The organism is Polynucleobacter sp. QLW-P1DATA-2, from assembly GCF_001870365.1.
In the GTDB taxonomy this organism is placed as follows: Bacteria; Pseudomonadota; Gammaproteobacteria; order Burkholderiales; family Burkholderiaceae; genus Polynucleobacter.
Genome location: NZ_LZMQ01000009.1, coordinates 115887 through 135140, shown reverse-complemented (window position 1 = coordinate 135140; position 19254 = coordinate 115887). Strand labels below are relative to the sequence as shown.

21 protein-coding genes are annotated in these 19254 nt (G+C 45.9%); 8 read left to right on the top strand and 13 right to left on the bottom strand.

Features of this window, described 5'->3' with window-relative positions; all coding sequences use genetic code 11:
• Positions 1–3: 3 nt before the first annotated feature.
• Positions 4–1209: an MFS transporter gene (locus A9236_RS10525; protein WP_071465264.1), complete on the top strand. Its 1206-nt coding sequence runs from the start codon at positions 4–6 to the stop codon at positions 1207–1209.
• Here A9236_RS10525 and A9236_RS10520 read toward each other — a convergent pair.
• Positions 1202–2143, bottom strand: a complete 942-nt coding sequence (locus A9236_RS10520; protein WP_071465263.1) for a 3-hydroxyacyl-CoA dehydrogenase family protein — start codon at positions 2141–2143, stop codon at positions 1202–1204. The two genes, A9236_RS10525 and A9236_RS10520, sit on opposite strands and share 8 nt — an antisense overlap.
• A gap of 84 nt (positions 2144–2227) precedes the next feature.
• Between A9236_RS10520 and A9236_RS10515 the strand changes: the two genes are divergently transcribed.
• The 4 genes from A9236_RS10515 to A9236_RS10500 all read left to right on the top strand — a co-directional run bounded on the left by A9236_RS10515 (position 2228) and on the right by A9236_RS10500 (position 7180).
• Complete coding sequence (locus A9236_RS10515) at positions 2228–3157, top strand: 2-hydroxyacid dehydrogenase (protein WP_071465262.1); 930 nt, start codon at positions 2228–2230, stop codon at positions 3155–3157.
• Between the two features lie 12 nt (positions 3158–3169).
• Positions 3170–4096 (top strand): dihydrodipicolinate synthase family protein, encoded by a 927-nt coding sequence (locus A9236_RS10510; protein ID WP_071465261.1) that lies wholly within the window; start codon positions 3170–3172, stop codon positions 4094–4096.
• 35 nt (positions 4097–4131) lie between these two features.
• A complete protein-coding gene (locus A9236_RS10505) occupies positions 4132–5082 on the top strand; it encodes a TAXI family TRAP transporter solute-binding subunit (RefSeq protein WP_071465260.1) in 951 nt (316 codons plus the stop codon).
• An 85-nt stretch (positions 5083–5167) separates the two neighbouring features.
• The gene (locus tag A9236_RS10500; protein ID WP_071465259.1) at positions 5168–7180 is read left to right on the top strand and encodes a TRAP transporter fused permease subunit; all 2013 of its coding nucleotides are present in this window, start codon (positions 5168–5170) and stop codon (positions 7178–7180) included.
• An 80-nt stretch (positions 7181–7260) separates the two neighbouring features.
• Here the strand turns inward: A9236_RS10500 and A9236_RS10495 are convergent, their stop codons facing one another.
• The gene (locus A9236_RS10495; RefSeq protein ID WP_071465258.1) at positions 7261–8394 is read right to left on the bottom strand and encodes a mandelate racemase/muconate lactonizing enzyme family protein; all 1134 of its coding nucleotides are present in this window, start codon (positions 8392–8394) and stop codon (positions 7261–7263) included.
• Positions 8395–8558: 164 nt separating this feature from the next.
• Between A9236_RS10495 and A9236_RS10490 the strand changes: the two genes are divergently transcribed.
• A complete protein-coding gene (locus A9236_RS10490) occupies positions 8559–9992 on the top strand; it encodes a M23 family metallopeptidase (RefSeq protein WP_071465257.1) in 1434 nt (477 codons plus the stop codon).
• Between the two features lie 80 nt (positions 9993–10072).
• On the opposite strand, the gene A9236_RS10485 is transcribed toward A9236_RS10490, so the two are convergent.
• Complete coding sequence (locus A9236_RS10485) at positions 10073–10516, bottom strand: universal stress protein (protein WP_071467873.1); 444 nt, start codon at positions 10514–10516, stop codon at positions 10073–10075.
• Between the two features lie 87 nt (positions 10517–10603).
• Between A9236_RS10485 and A9236_RS10480 the strand changes: the two genes are divergently transcribed.
• A complete protein-coding gene (locus A9236_RS10480; RefSeq protein ID WP_071465255.1) occupies positions 10604–11005 on the top strand; it encodes a DUF2177 family protein in 402 nt (133 codons plus the stop codon).
• A gap of 100 nt (positions 11006–11105) precedes the next feature.
• Here A9236_RS10480 and A9236_RS10475 read toward each other — a convergent pair whose 3' ends face one another.
• The gene (locus A9236_RS10475; RefSeq protein WP_071465254.1) at positions 11106–11825 is read right to left on the bottom strand and encodes a sulfite exporter TauE/SafE family protein; all 720 of its coding nucleotides are present in this window, start codon (positions 11823–11825) and stop codon (positions 11106–11108) included.
• Between the two features lie 76 nt (positions 11826–11901).
• On the opposite strand from A9236_RS10475, the gene fnr reads away from it, so the two are divergent.
• Positions 11902–12669 (top strand): fumarate/nitrate reduction transcriptional regulator Fnr, encoded by a 768-nt coding sequence (gene fnr, locus A9236_RS10470; RefSeq protein WP_071465253.1) that lies wholly within the window; start codon positions 11902–11904, stop codon positions 12667–12669.
• On the opposite strand, the gene A9236_RS10465 is transcribed toward fnr, so the two are convergent.
• From A9236_RS10465 to A9236_RS11385, 9 genes are all read right to left on the bottom strand, one after another.
• Positions 12666–12926, bottom strand: coding sequence for a hypothetical protein (locus A9236_RS10465; protein ID WP_071465252.1), 261 nt, complete (start codon positions 12924–12926; stop codon positions 12666–12668). The genes fnr and A9236_RS10465 overlap by 4 nt on opposite strands.
• Complete coding sequence (locus A9236_RS10460) at positions 12923–13126, bottom strand: FixH family protein (RefSeq protein WP_071465251.1); 204 nt, start codon at positions 13124–13126, stop codon at positions 12923–12925. Before A9236_RS10460 ends, A9236_RS10465 begins: the two co-directional genes overlap by 4 nt.
• Positions 13127–13156: 30 nt before the next feature.
• A complete protein-coding gene (gene ccoG / locus A9236_RS10455) occupies positions 13157–14614 on the bottom strand; it encodes a cytochrome c oxidase accessory protein CcoG (RefSeq protein ID WP_071465250.1) in 1458 nt (485 codons plus the stop codon).
• A gap of 12 nt (positions 14615–14626) precedes the next feature.
• On the bottom strand, positions 14627–15553 hold the full coding sequence (ccoP, locus tag A9236_RS10450; protein WP_071465249.1) for a cytochrome-c oxidase, cbb3-type subunit III: 927 nt from the start codon (positions 15551–15553) through the stop codon (positions 14627–14629).
• Complete coding sequence (locus tag A9236_RS10445; protein ID WP_071465248.1) at positions 15550–15717, bottom strand: cbb3-type cytochrome C oxidase subunit 3; 168 nt, start codon at positions 15715–15717, stop codon at positions 15550–15552. The genes ccoP and A9236_RS10445 overlap by 4 nt, the downstream gene beginning before the upstream one ends.
• Before the next feature lie 19 nt (positions 15718–15736).
• Positions 15737–16387 (bottom strand): cytochrome-c oxidase, cbb3-type subunit II, encoded by a 651-nt coding sequence (ccoO, locus tag A9236_RS10440; RefSeq protein WP_071465247.1) that lies wholly within the window; start codon positions 16385–16387, stop codon positions 15737–15739.
• 10 nt (positions 16388–16397) lie between these two features.
• Complete coding sequence (gene ccoN / locus A9236_RS10435) at positions 16398–17840, bottom strand: cytochrome-c oxidase, cbb3-type subunit I (protein ID WP_071465246.1); 1443 nt, start codon at positions 17838–17840, stop codon at positions 16398–16400.
• A gap of 166 nt (positions 17841–18006) precedes the next feature.
• On the bottom strand, positions 18007–18186 hold the full coding sequence (ccoS, locus tag A9236_RS10430) for a cbb3-type cytochrome oxidase assembly protein CcoS (protein ID WP_071465245.1): 180 nt from the start codon (positions 18184–18186) through the stop codon (positions 18007–18009).
• Positions 18187–18195: 9 nt separating this feature from the next.
• Positions 18196–19209 (bottom strand): cation-translocating P-type ATPase, encoded by a 1014-nt coding sequence (locus tag A9236_RS11385; RefSeq protein WP_236638895.1) that lies wholly within the window; start codon positions 19207–19209, stop codon positions 18196–18198.
• Positions 19210–19254 lie beyond the last annotated feature (45 nt).

Sequence of the window (19254 nt, the reverse complement as noted above, 5' to 3'; positions counted from 1 at the left end):
AACATGAATCCAAGCAAAGCTTTCAGAACCTTACTGCTTTACCGTATCGGCGCAACTCTCAGCTATCAAATCATGATGGTGGCAGTTGGCTGGCATCTTTATGAGATTACTCACAGCGTTGTCTCGCTCGGTCTTATTGGTCTTGCGGAGCTGGTTCCCTACTTTCTTCTAGCACTGTACTCTGGCCACGCTGTAGACCACTACTCGCGCAAACTGATTTCTGGCATTGCATCCACAATCCATATTTTGGTGGCTTTATTTTTAACTGCGATTGCCTTGGGCTGGCTATCACCCCCAGTGCCATTAATTTATACGGCCGTTGGTTTTATAGGTGTAGCCAGAGCACTATTGCGCCCCTCCTATCAGGCTCTATTTGGGCAGATCATTCCGCGCGATCAGCTAACCAAGTACATGGCTTATGCCAATGCGTCCTTTCAAATCTGCGTAGTAGCAGGGCCTGGATTGGGTGGACTCATGATTGGCTTTACCAGTCTCACTTGGACATATGTATTAGCCGCTCTATGCGGCGTTGTCAGCCTTTATGGCGTGACTTTTATTAAAGCCCAACAAGAAAAGTCTTCTCATGCAAATAGCCACTTTCTCAAAAGCTTTATGGAAGGATTTGATTACGTTAAAAAACATGAATTAATTCTGAGCACCATGGCACTCGATATGTTTGCGGTCTTGTTTGGGGGTGCCGTCTCCATTCTTCCTGCATTTGTAAGCGAGGTATTGCATGCTGGTCCGGAGGTGCTTGGCATATTAAGAGCCGCGCCAGCGGCAGGCTCGGTCTTAACGGGAGTATTCCTAGCAACGCGCCCTATTCTCAACGACTCAGGTAAATATCTCTTACTAGCAGTAGCTGGATTTGGCCTATCTATTATTGGGTTTGGACTATCGACCCATCTCTGGGTATGCGCCCTGTTTCTATTTGCCTCTGGTTGCTGTGACTCTGTCTCTGTAGTAGTCCGTAGCAGTATTGTGCAGCTCACCACCCCCGATCACATGCGTGGTCGCATTAGCGCAATCAATGGGATCTTTATTGGCTCTTCAAATGAACTGGGCGCCCTAGAGTCTGGCATTGCTGCCAGCCTCCTGGGTTTAGTGCCATCAATTATTTTTGGTGGCTTTGCTACCGTGGGTATCGTCTTCATAACGTACAAACTTGCCCCACACCTCTACAAATTTCATATCCGAGATATTACTTAATCTCTGGTAATTCCTTTTGAATAATCTTGAGGCCCGCCCTTAAAGCTTCTTGATATCGTTCGCGTTCGGCTTTAATGGTTTCGGCAGTCCAAGGAAAAAACCCTTCGCCTGTTTTCATACCAAATTTTCCACTGGCTACACGCTCACTCAAGCACTTAGCAATATTCGGAGAGTTGTTGAGCGATGGATAAATCGTCGCCCCGCCTGCCGCATGCACATCCAGGCCAGCGTGATCCCTTTGCATTGCTGGACCAGCAGCGATATACCTGAAACCAAAGCCAAAGCGCACTGCTTTATCAATATCTTCTGGAGTGCAGATGCCTGCATCCACCATTGCAAAAGCCTCACGTGACAAGGCATGTTGCAAACGATTGGCCAAGAAGCCAGGCAAGTCTTTTTTCACAGTCACCGGCACCATGCCGCAAGCTGTCATTAGTCTAGTCAAGCTATCACCAACCATCGGTGAAGTTTTCTCGCCATACACAACTTCTACACAGGGAACTAAATGGGCAGGCATGAAGAAATGCAAACCAATCATACGCGCAGCAGTTTTTAATCCGCTGGCAATTTCACTAATTGGGAAGCTAGTGCTATTACTAGCTAAAACTGCTTCGGGCTTTGCATACTGCTCTAGCTTCGCAAATAATTCTCGCTTGATATCTAAACGCTCTGGCACACATTCAATTACTAGATCAATATCAGACCAATCTACCTCTTCTAATGATCCCGCAACAGTTAGAAGATGAATGCGATGCTCGTAACCAAGATCAGTCATTGTGTTTACAAAGTAATCCGGCAATAAAGCGCGGCGCTCCGTAGTGGGCTCGACCACTTGAACTGCGCAACCGCCACGGGCACAGACTGCGGCAACATCTGCACCCATGGTGCCGCCACCGACGATCACTACCTTGGTTTCTGCTGGGGTAAACAACATGACATATTCTCCTAAGTGGGGGGACTTTTTAGAAAAAATCCTCTTACAATGCAATCATTATTCCAATAAACAATAGAGACAGACATGATCCCCGTCAATTCGGTGCTGCAGGTCGGCCATTTCCCTGAAATTATGCAGGCGGAAATTGATCGCCGCTTTACACCAACGCGCCACATGGATCTCACTGCGCCTCCTCCCGCAGGCAACTTTGAGGCGATCTTGATTCGCTCCAACACCAAGCTGCCAGAGGCCCTAGTCAAACAGATTCCCAGCGTTAAGCTGGTATCTACTTGTGGCGTAGGCTATGACAACCTCCCGCTGACATACCTAAAAGAAAGCGGTATTAAAGCGACCAATACGCCAGGCGTTCTCAATGATGCTGTCTGCGAGCTCGCGATTGGCATGATGCTGAGCTTAATGCGCCGTATCCCTGAATCTCAGGACTATGTAAAGAGTGCCGCCTGGTCTAAGGCACCCTTCCCGCTCACAACCACCTTAGCAGGTAAATGTGTCGGTATTGCAGGTATGGGCCGTATTGGCCAAGACTTAGCAAAACGTTTGGAGCCTTTCAAAGTGAAGCTTGCTTATTCAGGACCAAGCCCCAAACAAGTGCCCTACACCTATTACAAAGATGTGAAAGATTTGGCGGCTGCTTGTGATGTTTTATTTTTGGCTTGCCCAGCAACAACTGATACGGATAACTTGATAGATTCCGCCGTACTTGAAGCCCTTGGCTCGTCATCTTATTTAATTAATATTGCCCGAGGGAGTGTCGTAAATGAGGCTGCACTTTTATATGCACTGCAACATAAAAAGATCGCCGGCGCAGCATTAGATGTATTTAATAATGAACCCAATCCCAATTCTGCCTTTTTAGAATTGGATAATGTTTTATTAACGCCGCACATTGGGAGCGCTACCTCAGAAACACGGATAGCCATGACCAACTTAGCCGTAGATAATTTGGAAGCTTTCTTTACACAACAACCACTTCTATCAGAAGTTCATTATTAAATCGGAGTCAGAATGACCATCACTTTGCATCCCTCAACTTTGCCGGCAGTGCTCTCGCCTGTATTAACGCCATTTATGGCAGACGGCAATCCAGATGCCCAAAAATTACTGAAACAATGTAAGTGGTTGGAATCCAATGGTGTTGGTCAAGCAATCTTTGGCACTAACTCAGAAGCCAACTCCATGTCTGCTCCGCAAAAGATGAGCACCTTAACCGCACTGATTGAAGGTGGCTTAAATCCAGCGCATATGATGCCGGGCACAGGTGCATCTTCCATTGATGCCACCGTTAACATGACGCGCCATGCAGTCAATCATCAATGTGCTGGCGTGCTGATGTTGCCACCGTTCTACTACAAAGATGTCAGCGACGATGGTCTGTTTGCCTACTTCTCAGAAGTAATTCAAAAGGTAGGCAGCTCCACACTGCAAGTTTATATGTATAACATTCCACCTGTCACCAAAATTAGCTTTAGCCTCTCTCTGCTAGAGCGCTTGACTAAAGAATATCCAAACACCATCGTTGGCATGAAAGATAGCTCTGGCGATTGGGCTTATACCGAATCCGTTATCAAACTGTTAGCACCCTCAGGTTTCCGCGTCTATGCTGGTAGCGAAGTATTCCTCATGCGCGCCCTGCGTGCTGGCGGAGTTGGTTGCATCTCTGCGACCGCTAACGTCAATCCAAAAGCAATTGCTGATTTAGCGGCCCACTGGAAGGATGCCAATGCGGATGAGCTTCAAGCAGGATTGGATCAAGTACGCGGCATATTCGCCAAATACCAAATGATTGCTGGTATGAAAACTGCTGTAGCTCACTACAGCAAAGATCCAGAATGGTTACGAGTTCGCCCACCACTCATGCAGCTCAACGCTGATCAACAAGCGCAGTTACTGAGTGAACTCAAGCAAATTAACTTCAGCATGCCCGGTCTTTAATCCATACATATTAAAAAGATAAACAGGAGACATCCATGAAACTACTTAAAGTCATTGTGCTATCCCTCAGCTTTTTGTGGGCTAGTGCACAAGCGCAAAATATTTCAATTGCGACTGGTGGCACTGGCGGCGTTTACTACCCTATGGGTGGTGGCTTAGCCTCCGTTCTTTCGAGCAAAGTCCCTGGGATGTCTGCAACTGCCGAGGTAACTGGCGGCTCGGTAGATAACCTAAATCTCATCGGTACTGGTAAGCCTTATGTTGGCTTCTCCATGGCAGATGCTGCGAAAGATGCACAAGTAGGAGAAGGCAAGTTTGCCGGCAAGAAAGTGGATCTACGTACATTAGTTGTGCTCTATCCAAACTTGATGCATGTGGTTACTATTGATTCAACCGGCATCAAGTCGATGAAAGATTTAAAAGGAAAGCGCATCAGTACAGGCGCCCCTGGAAGTGCGACAGAAGTGATGGCATTTCGTTTATTAGAAGCAGCTGGCCTAGATAAAGACAAAGACGTCAAACGTGAGCGCTTAAGCGTTGCTGAATCTGTCAATGCCGTGAAGGATCGCAAGATTGATGCATTCTTCTGGGTAGGTGGCTTGCCAACTGCTGCCGTCACTGACTTAGCCAACACCCCAGGAACCAAAATCGTCATGGTTGATACAGGTGATGAAGTGGCCTCTATGAATAAAAAATACGGCAACCTGTACTTCGTTGCCAATATTCCGAAGGCAACCTACAGCGGCATGGCTAAAGACAACAAAGTAGCTGCTGTAGCCAATATCTTAGTGGTCAATGCCAACATGCCAGATGATCAAGCCTACAAAATTGTGAAAGCTATATTTGATAACAAGCTTGAACTAGTACGCACTCATCAGGAATTTATGAGCATTAATTTGGATAATCAAAAGCAGAAGGCAACTCCAATTGATTTTCATCCGGGTGCTTTAAAGTACTTTAAAGAAAAGAATGTCAAAGTAAACTAAAACTGCATCAAAGGGGTGAGAGAAATCACCCTTTTTTCTTTAATCATTTATCACAATAAATACAAATAAGTAGATAGGCGGAGACATGAATCAAAACGTCATTGATAACGAAACCCAAGAAAAATTAGATGCCTTCATTAAACAAGAGGAAGGCGACTCAAATGACTACAAAGGCTTACTAGCCAAGTTCATCACATTAGTTGCTGTAGGCATGTCACTTTTTCACCTCTACGCAGCCTACTCGATTGTGCCAACCCAAGAGTTGCGCGTAATCCACGTAGCACTCGTTCTGTTTTTAGTATTTTTGAGCTTTCCTGTGGCAACGCGCTTTAAAAATCGCTTAATGCCCTGGGATATTGTCTGCGCCCTAGTGTCAGTAGCAATTGCTTATTACATCCTGAGTGGCGGCGATGATTTCATGGATAGAAACACCGCCCCAAATTCAACTGATGTCATGGTAGGAATTGCTTTAATACTACTTATTCTAGAAAGCGTAAGGCGCACCAATGGCATGATTTTGGTATCGGTAACCGTTCTATTCTTGCTATACGCTTTATTTGGTAACTATCTACCCGCACCCTGGACCCATAAAGGCTACGATCTCGATCGCTTGGTCGGGTACATGTACATGACCCTAGAAGGCATTTACGGTACTGCGGTGGATGTCTCAGCAACCCTCATCATTTTGTTCACTATCTTTGGCGCCTTCTTGCAATTTACTGGCGCAGGTAAGTTCTTCATTGACTTCTCTTTTGCGGCCATGGGCGGCAAATCCTCTGGTGTTGGTAGAACAATTGTGATGTCCTCATTCTTATTGGGTGGCCCATCAGGCTCCGGCGTGGCAACAACTGTAACGGTTGGCTCTGTAGCAGCGCCTATGCTTGAAAAAGTGGGTTACGAAAGAAATGCGGCAGGTGGTCTTTTAGCTGCTGGTGGATTGGGCGCAATCATTTCCCCTCCGGTATTGGGCGCAGCTGCATTTTTGATTGCAGACTTTTTGAAGATTTCCTATTTAGATGTGTTGTTGATGGCAACCATCCCAACCATTCTGTTTTACCTCGGCTTGTTTGTCATGGTAGAGATTGATGTTCGTAAATACGGGATGAAGAATATTCACTTTGAATCAGCTGAGTCTGCGTGGCAGCTCACCAAGAAGTATTGGTTCCACTTCTTCTCCCTTATCTCCATTGTGGTATTCATGCTAATGGGCTTCTCACCCACTATGTCAGTATTTTGGGCAACAGTCGTATCCGCGCTATCAAGCATGCTCAGAGAAGATACGGCCATTATTCCTTGGGCATGGTTTAAAGGCAAAGAGCCAATTCTTTCTGGGCTCTACAACTCCAATCTGACCAAAGCCTTGGCCTCCGGCTCTACTGGTGTCCTAGCAATTGCGGCTACTTGCGCGGGTGCAGGCTTAATTGTGGGTACGGTAACCCTTACTGGTCTTGGGCTCAAATTTAGCTCCATCGTGATTCAGTATGCAGGTGGTTCGCTCTTGCTCACGACGATCTTTACAGCGCTTGTGGTCTGGGTAGTAGGTCTTGCAGTTCCAGTAACGGCCTCTTATATTATTTGTGCAGTGATTGCTGCACCCGCCCTGATTAATTTAGGCGTGCCTGACTTTGCGGCGCACATGTTTATTTTCTATTACGCCGTTCTCTCTGAGGTATCTCCTCCAACTGCACTCTCACCATTTGCGGCGGCCGCAATTTGTAAGGGCAATCCATATAAAACAACCTTGCAAACGTGGAAATATGTTGCGCCAGCCATTTTGGTTCCCTTCATGTTTGTATTGGATAAATCCGGTGTGAGCTTGCTACTGATGGGATCAACAGATGCCCTTGAAAAGGCAGACTGGTTGCAAATTGCTTGGGTCTCCTTCACAGCAGTAGTTGGAATCATTTGCTTGGCTGGCGGCTTGCAAGGCTGGTTTATTGAGAAGACCAAAGTATTTGAACGCATTCTGATGGTCGCATCTGGTGTTGCTCTAGCCTACCCATCCACTGAGGCTGATTTAGTTGGCTTTATTGGCTTTGGCTTGGTCTTGATTACACAAACTGTTCGACACTTCAAGCTGCATCCTAGAACAACGTAAGGTTTATCAGCAAGCTTACTAATGACTTAAAACAATCAAGCCCGCTAATGCGGGCTTGATTGTTTTAGGACTTCATCGATCTATGCAATCTTGGTCCACGGGGTTTTGCCAGCATATTTCTTAATAGCGGCTTCATCAAACTCAAATCCAAGCCCTGGGGTTTGATGGAGAATCAAATCGCCATTCTTAAAGGTGAGCTGTTTATTAATTAATCTGCGGAAGTTCAATACTTGATCATCCAAGAAGAATTCCACAAAACGGGCATTCGGGGTGGCTGCTACCAAAGGAGCATGCAAGTCATGCATCCAATGGGGGCATACGGTAATCCCTTTAGCATCAGCATATGCTGAGATACGACGCCATTCAGTAATGCCGCCACAGACAGCCGCATCCGATTGCAAAATCGCTGCGCCACCTGCATCAATCAACTCCCGGAAACGCCAGCGGCCTGCCTCCATCTCACCAGTAGCCACATTAATCTTAGTTTGGCGAGCTAGAGCAGCATGTAAGTCAATGGCATCTGGTGAAAAAGGCTCTTCAATCCAGTAAGGGTTATAGGCTTCAAAACGTCTTACATACTCAAGCGCTGTTGGTAAATCGCGCCATGCATTATTTGCATCTAGTGTGAGCAAAATATCATCGCCAATAGCCTTACGAGCAGCCTTCACGCGATCTTCTTCTTCGGCGGGGGATAAGCGCCCCACTTTCATTTTGACCGCTTTAAAGCCCTGCTTTACATAGGTCTCCATTTCTTTACCCAGTTTTGCAGGCGTTTTACCTTCAAGGTAATAGCCGCCACTGGCGTAAGCAGGTACGCGATCATCCACTACTGATCCTAAATAATGATGCAGTGGTAGACCTGCAGCGCGGGCATTGAGATCCCAAAGCGCAGTATCTAGAATGGAGATGCCACGCATCACTGCACCGCTGCGGCCTTGTAAAATGGATTCGTTATACATCTCCATCCACAAGCCTTCGCTACGATGGCTGTTCTGCCCAATCAGCTTAGGCGCCAGTAATTGCTCCACAGCCAGCTTGGCAATATCACCACCGGCACTGCCGACATAGCAAAAACCAATGCCCTCATTACCATCTTTGCCACGAACCTTAACCAAGCAGTAGTGACGCTCAGACACGGTACGGGTTGAAAACGAAGTCACCTTATCTAAAGGCACTGCAACTGAAGCAACTTGCACAGATTCGATGATCGGCATCTGAACTCCTTATTGAAAAAAATATTGTAGCCAGTATTGAAATAGAAATACTCAGTTAGGGCCAAGAATAGGGGTATTAAAGCAATGGGCCGCCCTAGTAAGGGCTAATTTATTGCAGCACAACAAATTTCCCCGAGGTGGGGTTCACATTATTAGATAATTGCATGGTGAATAAAAAAGTCAGCGCCTATCATTGGCTCGTAAAAGGAGTCCTCATTCTTTTGGGATGCACGTTCCTAAGTCTAGGAAGTGTTGCTCAAGCACAAACTAGCCAAAGCTCAAAAGCCAATCAGACTCGCAAAAAAGTCCTTGTTCAAAATACAAAGCAAGTTGGCTTTAAAGACAAGTCTGCGGGCGTGGGTACAAAATCGAGCAGCATGAGCTTGAACCCTTCACTCTTTCAAAAGAAAGATCCTAGTGAGCTGATGCTTGATAGCGATGCCAACCTTGACTATCGGGTGACGCAAGGATGTCTGCGCCGTAACTTCAATGAAGACAACCTGCCATCGAGTGTTGGTATTGATAATAGTCAATTTTCCGAGTTCTTCAAAAGTCAGACCAAGGGATTTTTTGACCGCATGCGGGGGGATTGCATTCCCTATGCAGCCGCATTTACTACACGCAACCGCTTTGACTCATTGAGCATCATGAATGGTCCGGTTTTGGATAGTAAAACAGAAGTATGGACATTCACACCGTCAGCCTTCGGTGGATTTTTGGTGCAACAAGATTTCTTAAGAAATGAGTCGAAGAATCTCACTGAAATCCGTGTGCCCTTAAAAGAGGTTCTGTATGACCCTCGTAAGCTAGGCGATAAGTTGCCAGTTGAACTGGTTTGGGAACTCAATTCCATCATCAAGCAAATTTACCCCGAAGATAACAACTCACTTGAGAACACCAATAGCATTGTTCGTTTGATTGTGGATTTCGGAGATCGGGAGCGCTGGGCGCAAATTTGGGCTGTCGAGATTATTGATCCAGCCAACAAAGAGGTATTTGCGAACGCATTCTGGGTTGAGCGTAATGAACTACCGGGTGGATTTTTCACTGGCAACGGGGAATCCTTAGAGCGCTCGTTCTGGACCAATCCACTGAGCTATCGACGCATCTCTCGGGGGGTGGGTATGGTGCGGGCTGGCAGCGCTAAACGTTCTAAGAGTAATGCCGCTGTTGCACAACCAGCCCCAACTAAACAGCGCTACCGCGCCCATATGGGAATCGACTATGCGGCACCCATTGGTACCCCAATCTTTAGTGTAGCTAATGGCAAAGTAGTGCATCTTGGCTTTAGCGGCGCATTTGGTAATTTGATTGTTCTAGAGCATCCTGGTGGTTATCACACCTATTACGCCCATTTGAGTAACTACAACACTGAGCTTGAGTTAGGTAATGAAGTGCGGCGTGGTCTTGAGATTGGGTACGTTGGAATTACGGGCCGATCTACTGGACCGCATCTTCACTTTGAACTTCGAAAAGATGGCATATACGTTGATCCGTATGCATCCAAAACCCAACTCGACTTATGGTCTATGCGTGATAGCGAGAGCGGTCAATTGACCAGAGAGGTTTTGCTGCTAGGAAGTCCAGTCCTTAAATGATTGCTAGAAATTAAGTTTTGGTGCTTGATAAAAAATGGGGTCCAATCGGACCCCATTTATTTTTTCTACCGATTGGCCTATTAGCCGAGCACTAGAACCGGCAACTTAGAATGCACAATCACCTCATGAGTCTCACTGCCCAACAAGACACCTTTAATGCCAGTGCGCTTGTGTGAAGCCATCACGATGACATCGGCTTTGGCTTTTTTAGCTTTACCATCCAAAATACCTTCGGATAGATTCGAGTTTTGGATGTGCAACGATTTTGCTTTAATGCTGGCGCCGAGCGCGGTAGCAGATTTTTTGAAGACATCTTTAGCGTACTCAGCACAAGCATCCTTATGCTCTTTCGCAGAGATACCATAAGACATGGTGCTGTCTGAATAAACGAGGGGCGGCATTGGATCAGAAACATAAACCAAAGTCACCGCTGCGCCGTCAGCCTTAGCAAGCGCAGCAACCTTTTTTAAGGACTTTTTGCTGACATCCGAACCATCTACTGGTACTAATAAATGCTTAAACATATAAACCCCTTTTAAATTGAACAACTGGCCTGATCTTTCCATCATAATGCTTATTATTAGCCTATAAAAGCACAAAAGGTAACTTAATTGCTCAAGTATTTTGGGATTTACTTCTCTTTTCTGATTACCCTCATCGCGGTGGATTTAGTCTGGCTGTTGGGCATCGCAAAATCCCTTTATCGCGATGAAATGGGCGATCTTATGGCTAGCGAGCCAAAACTGATTGCCGGCTTAGCGTTTTACCTCCTCTATGCGCTTGGTGTCTGTATTTTTGTGATTGCGCCAGCACTCTCAAAACAATCCCTCACTTATGCACTGCAATATGGCGCTCTATTTGGCTTGTTTTGTTACATGACTTATGACCTGACTAACCTGGCTGTCATTCGAGATTTTCCAACCAGGCTCGCCTTGATCGATATTGCCTGGGGCTCACTCGTAACTACCTTAGCAGCAGGAATTGCTTATTGGGTTGGCGATCGCCTCTCTTAGGCCGACTTCATCAATTCATGTTTTTAATCCGAAAATACTCGACTGATTCAAGGACTACAACCGGAGCCTATTTACTAAAGATGCTCTTGCTATTCATACTTTAGGCAATACAGAAACCGCCTTTGAGTAAAGCTTCGGGAAGAACCCAAGCGCGATATAGGCCAAACCCACCAGCGATCAAAAGCAACAGAACTGCGAAGTAGCGCACCCAGACATACTGCCCAAACTGGGTTAAGGCTGCAGAGAATTTAGAAATCAACAATAGGTTTGGCAAGGTTCCCAAGCCAAATGCCAGCATCAGCGTTGCGCCCGTTAATACATCGCCAGATAAAAAAGCTAGCGGCAAGACACTGTATACCAAACCGCAAGGCACTAGACCCCACAACATTCCACTAAACCAACGAGAGGGGCCGTTTGCAAAGCGGCCTAGGTACTTTGCCCAATAACTGGCAATTTGAGTCCCAAGCCACTTACCACCAATCAGAGTCTTCGATTTACCTAAGCCTAATAAGCGCAAGCCCATCAAAATCAGAATGAAGGATGTCAGAAAAAATAAAGCTCTTTGAATCGGAAGCAAGCTTTGCTGCCAAACCACTACCCCAATCCAAGCAGCAAGGGCACCCAACAGAACGTAGGTTGTCACGCGGCCTAAATGCATGATCAGTTGCAGATAGAAGAGCTCAGATTTGGAGTGCATAGGGACCTCAGACACCACCGGGCGCTCTATCGCCGCAGCAATGCCGCCACACATCAGGGCGCAATGCCAGCCACTAACAAGGGAACCTAAAAAAACAGCCAAAATGAGGCTAGTGGTTAGCATGGGGTATGTAGAAGATAGGTAAAAGCGTGAATATGCATATTAATAGAATAAACTGCTCTCATAGATCAGTATCAATATGAATTACACGCCAACCGATACCCCAAACAGCAAATGCTCAGTCTGCGTTCTGGGTCAGTTTTGCCTTCCAGTTGGCCTTAATCCCAGCGATGTCTCCAGAATCGATACCCTGGTTAAAGAACGTGTCCATTTACAAAAAGGGGAAAGCCTCTATCGTCACGGCGACCCCCTGACTTCGGTCTACAGCGTCCGTTTTGGCACCCTCAAAACTGAATACTGCCTGCAAGATGGCCGCCAGCAAGTAATTGGCTTTCATCTTCCTGGTGAAATCTTAGGTCTTGATGGCATTGGAAATGGTCATTACCAGTCAGATGCGGTTGCGCTTGAAGAAAGCGAAGTTTGCATCATTCGCTATGACGCATTTGAAGATTTAGCGAGACAGATTCCAGTGCTACAAAATCAGTTTCATAAGATCATGAGTCGGGAATTAACGCAAGATCAACGCCACCTACTTTCTTTGGGTACGATGCGCGCAGAAGAGCGATTGGCTGCGTTCTTACTGAGCCTCTCGCAACGTCTGGCAGCTCGTGGCTACCTCAATAATGAATTCGATTTACGCATGAGTCGCGTAGAGATTGGTAGCTACCTTGGTATTCAGATTGAAACTGTAAGCCGCATGCTGTCGCGTTTTGCAGAATCTGGTCTGATTCAAATCAAACAGCGTCATATTAAGTTGATTGATATGGATGGACTATATGAATTAGCGGGCATTCCCAATCCAGACCGCCACAGTTGCAGCACTACAACCCCTATCAGACAGATTTAGAGCAGGCTGCGGTCAACCCCTTTACTATCTGACGATTCAATGCCAGGCAGAATATAAGCAGTCAGTGCGCTTGATACTGCACAAAACGTCCAGATAATAAAAAAGCCAATGGTATAAATGCCTTCATCAGAGATGTCTGGGTGATAACCAAAGAATAATAAGTCTTGTGGATGGACCACCGTAAATAGTAGACCCTCCGCCATACCTGCCACTAAAAATGCAGGCCACAGAATCCAGATCAACAGACGGTACTTCATTTGCTGACCCGTGCATCTTTAAGTTGCTCAACTTTTAAACCTTGCTTCATCACGCCTTCACGTAAAGGTTTATCAGCATAGAGATTAACTGCTAACCAAATCGTAATAGCGCAGCCGATGATGGCAACTGCAGGACCGCTAATGAGTAGCCAAGGCCATAATTGTTTCCACCAGGGCTTATTGATGTGTTCTTCGGTCATATATATGCTCTCCATCTTTTACTTACCGACTTAACGAGGAATAATAAAGGTAGATTTTTCATTACGAGTTCTGATAACTACCTCATCTTCGTCGATCTCTTGTGCACTAACATCAAAAAAGATTGGGTAATTACCGGATTCATTTACGCCAATGGCAGTGCTGACTTTAATTGGAAGTAGTTGATTGCTAGCTGGGCCGACATTAATTATGCTAATTTCCTGACCTTGGGAACTGAGGATTTTCAAGCCATCCAGGCCAGTTGCCTTTATATGCACCTTCATGGGATGTTCTGAAGCATTCATGATTTGAATACGGTAGATATTCTCAATACGGACGCCTTCAACCTCACGAGCTAAAGCGCCACGATCCCGCATCACATCTACTCGTAATGGGTTACGGGTAGCCAATGAAATGAAGAAGGCAGAGGCTAAGACTGTAATGAAGGCTGTATATATTAAGACTCTAGGGCGCAGAATATGTCTAATTGCACTTTGATTGGATTCTTTTTCCTCAATAGCACGTTCGGTGGTGTAGCGAATCAATCCTTTTGGATAATCTACTTTTTCCATCACTTGATCACAGGCATCGATACAAGCTCCACAACCAATACACATGTATTGCATTCCGTCTCGAATATCAATTCCTGTTGGGCATACTTGTACACATATACTGCAATCAACGCAATCACCCAAACCTAATGAGGCATGGTCTGCAGATTTACTTCTGCTACCCCTAGGCTCACCACGTACTTTGTCGTAAGTAACCAAGAAAGTATCTTTATCCACCATTACACTCTGGAAGCGAGCGTATGGGCACATATATTTACAAACTTGCTCACGCATAAAGCCTGCGTTACCCCAAGTTGCAAAGCTATAGAAGCACAGCCAGAAAGTCTGCCATGGCCCAAGCGATAAATGCAATAAGGCTGCGCCCAAGGTTTCTATTGGAGTGAAGTAACCAATGAAGGTAAAACCCGTCCAGAATGCGATTAACAACCAAAGGAAATGCTTAGTGATTTTCAGGCGCCATTTTTTAAGACCCCAAGGCCACTCTTCCCCATCTAAACGTATACGTGCAAATCGATCACCCTCAACTTTGCGCTCGATCCACATAAAGATTTCGGTATAGACAGTTTGTGGGCAGGCATAACCACAGAACAAGCGACCAGCAACTGTTGTAAAAAGAAATAAAGCTAAAGCAGAAAGAATGAGCAAGAGCGTGAGGTAGATCACATCTTGTGGCCACAGTACTAGACCAAAAATATAAAACTTCCGTTGGACTAAATCAAAGAGAACGGCTTGGCGGCCATTCCAATTTAGCCAAGGCAATCCATAGAATAGAAGTTGGGTAGCAAAAACTAATGCCAAACGCCAACGGGCAAACAAGCCTGATACTGAGCGTGGGTAAATTTTTCGCCGGACCTCGTAAAGAGATTCCTCAATAACATCTATTGGAATGGGTTTTCCACCCGGCAAATTATCTGTCACTAATTAGGATACTTACTTGGCTTCTGCTGGCTGCTTATTATTGAATAAGCCCCATACATATGCTGTTAACAATTGAATCTTCTCAGGACTTAACACCTTATCTTGAGCAGGCATCATGGCCATGCGACCTTTTGTCACTGTCTCAATAATGGTTGCTTCTGAGCCGCCATATAACCAAGTTTTATCAGTTAAATTTGGTGCGCCAATAGCAATATTTCCTTTGGCATCAGGACCATGACAGGCTACACAGTTTGCAGCGAATACTTGTGCACCACGAGCTGCTTTCGCATCGTCTGCTGACAAACCTGAGAGGCTACGTACATAGTTAGCAACATCCACAATTTGATTGCTATCTAACTGTGGGAAAGGAGGCATCACGCCACCGCGACCATAAGTAATCGAAGTCTTAATGTTTTCTGGAGAACCGCCATAGAGCCAGTCACCATCAGTTAAGTTTGGGAAGCCTTTAGCACCGCCTGCATCCGAACCATGACACTGTGCACAAGAATTCAAAAATAAGCGTTGGCCCATTTCATGCGCTTGAGGATCGGCGGCAACTTGCTCAATATCCATCTTCACGTATTTTGCATAGACCGGCTTTAATTCATCATTGGCAGTAGTCATTGACTTCATCAATGCGCCGTCGGTGCTATAACCCAAAGTGCCTGGATAGGAGCCCAGTCCCGGATAGAGAACTAGATAAACCAGACCAAAGATGCAGGAGATCAAAAACATCCACATCCACCAACGTGGCAGAGGATTATTCAACTCACGTAAGTCACCATCCCAAACGTGCCCAGTATCAGCAACTTCACCGTCAGGCTTCAACTTCACCTTCACTTTAAGTTGGGAAAATAACAGCCAGATACACCAAACAATACCGACCAGTGTTACCAAGGCGATGTAGGTACTCCAACCGGCACCAAGAAAGTCACTCATGATTTATCCTTACTGAATTCATCGGGTAGATCGAACGGAAGTTCGGCGGATTCTTGATTAGCGGGCTGTCTTTTTGCAGACCACGCCCACCAAACGATTCCTAAAAAAACTACCAAGCCAAGCACGGTAGAAATTGCTGAGAGGTAGGGAGCGATATTTTGCATAGCTTCTCTTTGCCAAGAATTACTTAGCAACCACCTCTTCAACAGTGATATATCTACGGTTAATACCAAGACCTTGAAGATAAGCTACTAACGCATCTAACTCTGTCTTCCCTTCCAGCTCTTTAGGGGCATTGGCAATCTCTTCATCGGTATAAGGAATACCTAAACGACGCATCGCAACCATATGAGATTGAATAGAGCCTGCATCAGCAGGACTCTGAGCTAGATATGGGTAGGCAGGCATATTAGACTCAGGCACTACATCACGTGGGTTATTCAAGTGAATCTGATGCCATGCATCAGAATACTTACCGCCTACACGAGCTAAATCTGGGCCTGTACGCTTGCTTCCCCATAAGAATGGATGGTCGTATACCGACTCACCAGCCAATGAATAAGGTCCGTAACGCTCCACTTCTGAACGTAGCGTACGAATTTGTTGTGAATGGCAACCCATACATCCTTCACGTTGATAGATATCGCGTCCAGCTAAACGTAAAGCGGAGTAAGGCACAACTCCGGGGCTTGGCTCAGTTGTAGAGTGTTGGAAAAATAAAGGGACGATCTGCACCAAGCCGGCAACCGAAATTGCTGCAATGGTAGCAATGATCAACCAACCAACATTACGCTCAAGCGTTTCGTGGGAGAAAAATCGACGTTGTTCTGACATGTTCTTTTCCTTAGTGAGCAGCAATGGACGCTTGTGGAATTGGAGCGTCAATGAATTTTTTATCAATCACGGTCTTGTAAACGTTGTAAGCCATGATCAACATACCGCTGAGGTAGCACAATCCGCCCAACAAACGAATGACATAGAAAGGATAGGTCGCTTTGACAGACTCAACGAAGCTGTATGTCAAAGTACCGTCTGGTTCAAAGGCCCTCCACATCAAGCCCTGCATCACGCCAGCAATCCACATCGCAGCGATATAAATTACTACGCCAATTGTTGCAATCCAGAAGTGCAATTCAATTAACTTGGTGCTGTACATATCTCTTTGACCAACTAAACGCGGGATGAGATAGTACAAAGAGCCAATCGTGATCATCGCAACCCAACCCAAAGCGCCAGAGTGAACATGGCCAATAGTCCAGTCTGTGTAATGAGAAAGGCTATTCACAGTCTTAATAGACATCATCGAACCTTCGAAGGTAGACATGCCGTAGAAAGACAATGCCACTACCAAGAACTTCAGAATAGGATCGCGACGTAATTTGTGCCATGCCCCCGATAAGGTCATGATGCCATTGATCATGCCGCCCCAGGATGGCGCCAACAAAATCAATGAGAACACCATGCCTAAGGACTGAGTCCAGTCAGGCAAGGAAGTGTGCTGTAGGTGGTGAGGACCCGCCCACATATACGTAAAGTTCAAAGCCCAGAAGTGAACGATAGACAAACGATAGGAATAGATTGGACGCTCAGCTTGCTTTGGAATGAAGTAGTACATCATGCCCAAGAAGCTGGTGGTTAAGAAGAAGCCTACTGCATTGTGACCATACCACCACTGAATCATGGCATCTTGTGCGCCTGAGTATGCCGAATAAGACTTGAAAAGGCTTGCGGGCATCTCGATATTGTTCACAATATGCAAGACTGCAATGGTTAGGATATAAGCACCAAAGAACCAGTTAGAAACATAAATATGTTTTGTCTTGCGCTTGATCACTGTGCCAAAGAAGACAATTGCGTAAGCAACCCAAACAACGGTAATTAAAATATCAATTGGCCACTCTAATTCTGCGTACTCTTTGGAAGTAGTGATACCCAGTGGTAATGTAATGGCGGCAGAAACAATCACTGCTTGCCAACCCCAGAATGTAAATGCTGCCAACTTGTCACAGAAGAGACGTACCTGACAGGTTCTTTGCACAATATAGTAAGAGGTTGCAAATAATGCCGATCCACCAAAGGCAAAAATAACCGCATTGGTATGTAATGGGCGCAAACGACCATAGCTTAGCCAAGGAATATTGAAAGTGATTTCAGGCCAGATGAGCTGCGCCGCAAGAATAACCCCCACGAGCATGCCAACAATTCCCCAGAGCACGGTAACAATGGCAAATTGACTGATAACCTTGTAATTGAAGTTATCTTGATTACTCCCCACGGTGAGTCCCATGGTTTCTCCTTTTTTGTGACCAAACAGCGACATAATCCAAATAGACTGAATGGATTATCAAATTAAGGCTTTGAAGGGAGTTTGATCTACATCAAAAAGGGTGGGCCAAATTACATAGGCCACTGTAAGGAGAACCCTAGGTCAGGCAAAACCAATGATTCATTCGCTACTTTTGAGAGTCTTTGCTAACTTTTGGCGTAATTGGAGCATCATCATCCATCAAGATCGACTCACCAGGGCCATTTAAGTCATCAAACTGGCCACTTTTGACTGACCAATGCAAAATCCAGGCCAAGAGCCCAACCAATAGCAGAGATAGAGGAATCAGAATAAAAAGGCTCTCCATTTCTGTAGTCTAAGCCTTTCGTAAACGCCAGGCATTGAGTGTGACCGCCAGAGAAGAAAGTGACATTCCAATTCCGGCAATCCACGGATTGACCAAACCGAGCATTGCCGCAGGAATAGCTAGCAAGTTATAGACTAGTGCCCATAGTAAATTTTCTTTAATGATGACTTGAGCCTTATCAGCCAGCGCTAATGTTTTTGCTAATGGCTCTAAAGAACTAGCCGTGAGGATGGCATCAGCACCTGCAGCAGCAAGCGGCGCCCCTGCCCCCACAGCAATTGAAATATTAGCGCGAGCCAACAAAGGTGCATCATTTACTCCATCACCAATTGCCCATACAAATCGCCCTTCTTTTTGTAGGCGCTCAATGTATTCATATTTATCTTCAGGGGTACAGACCCCTCGATAGCGTTGAATGCCAACATGGTTAGCCCACCAAGCAACCGTTGCGGGATCATCACCCGACACCAAATGCACTGTAATATTTCTAGCCTGCGCGGCGCGAAGTAAATGCTGTAACCCCACTCTTGGCGTATCCAAGAAAATAAAGCTTGCAATTAAGCCACGTTCATCCGCAAGGTGAACTTGACCGTATTGACCATCATGCGTGTTCCGCTCTAACCCTAGCCAGACAGCGCTTCCCAGGCGGTAAGAACCACAACTTAAGCCTTTGCCCATTTCATTTGTAACGGGATTGCTCAATAGAACGGGGTTTGAGTTCTCTAACTCTATGGCGCGCAAAATAGAAAGCGCTAATGGATGCCGTTGCCCAGCCTCCATTGCTGCCGCAAGTGCTAATGCATCTTCACGACTATAGCCTTGGCGCAGATTGATAATTTCTTGAAGCTCTGGTTGACCCATCGTGAGGGTACCAGTCTTATCCAATACAAGATCGCTTGCTTTTACCAAGCCCTCCATCACATGGCCCCGCACAATCAATACGCCCAGCTTGGTCACTGCACCCTGCGCTGCTGCCATTGCAGTTGGTACTGCAAGTGATAATGCACATGGACAACTTGCCACTAGTACTGAAACTAAAACGGTCCATGCCTGACTGGGGTCAAAGTA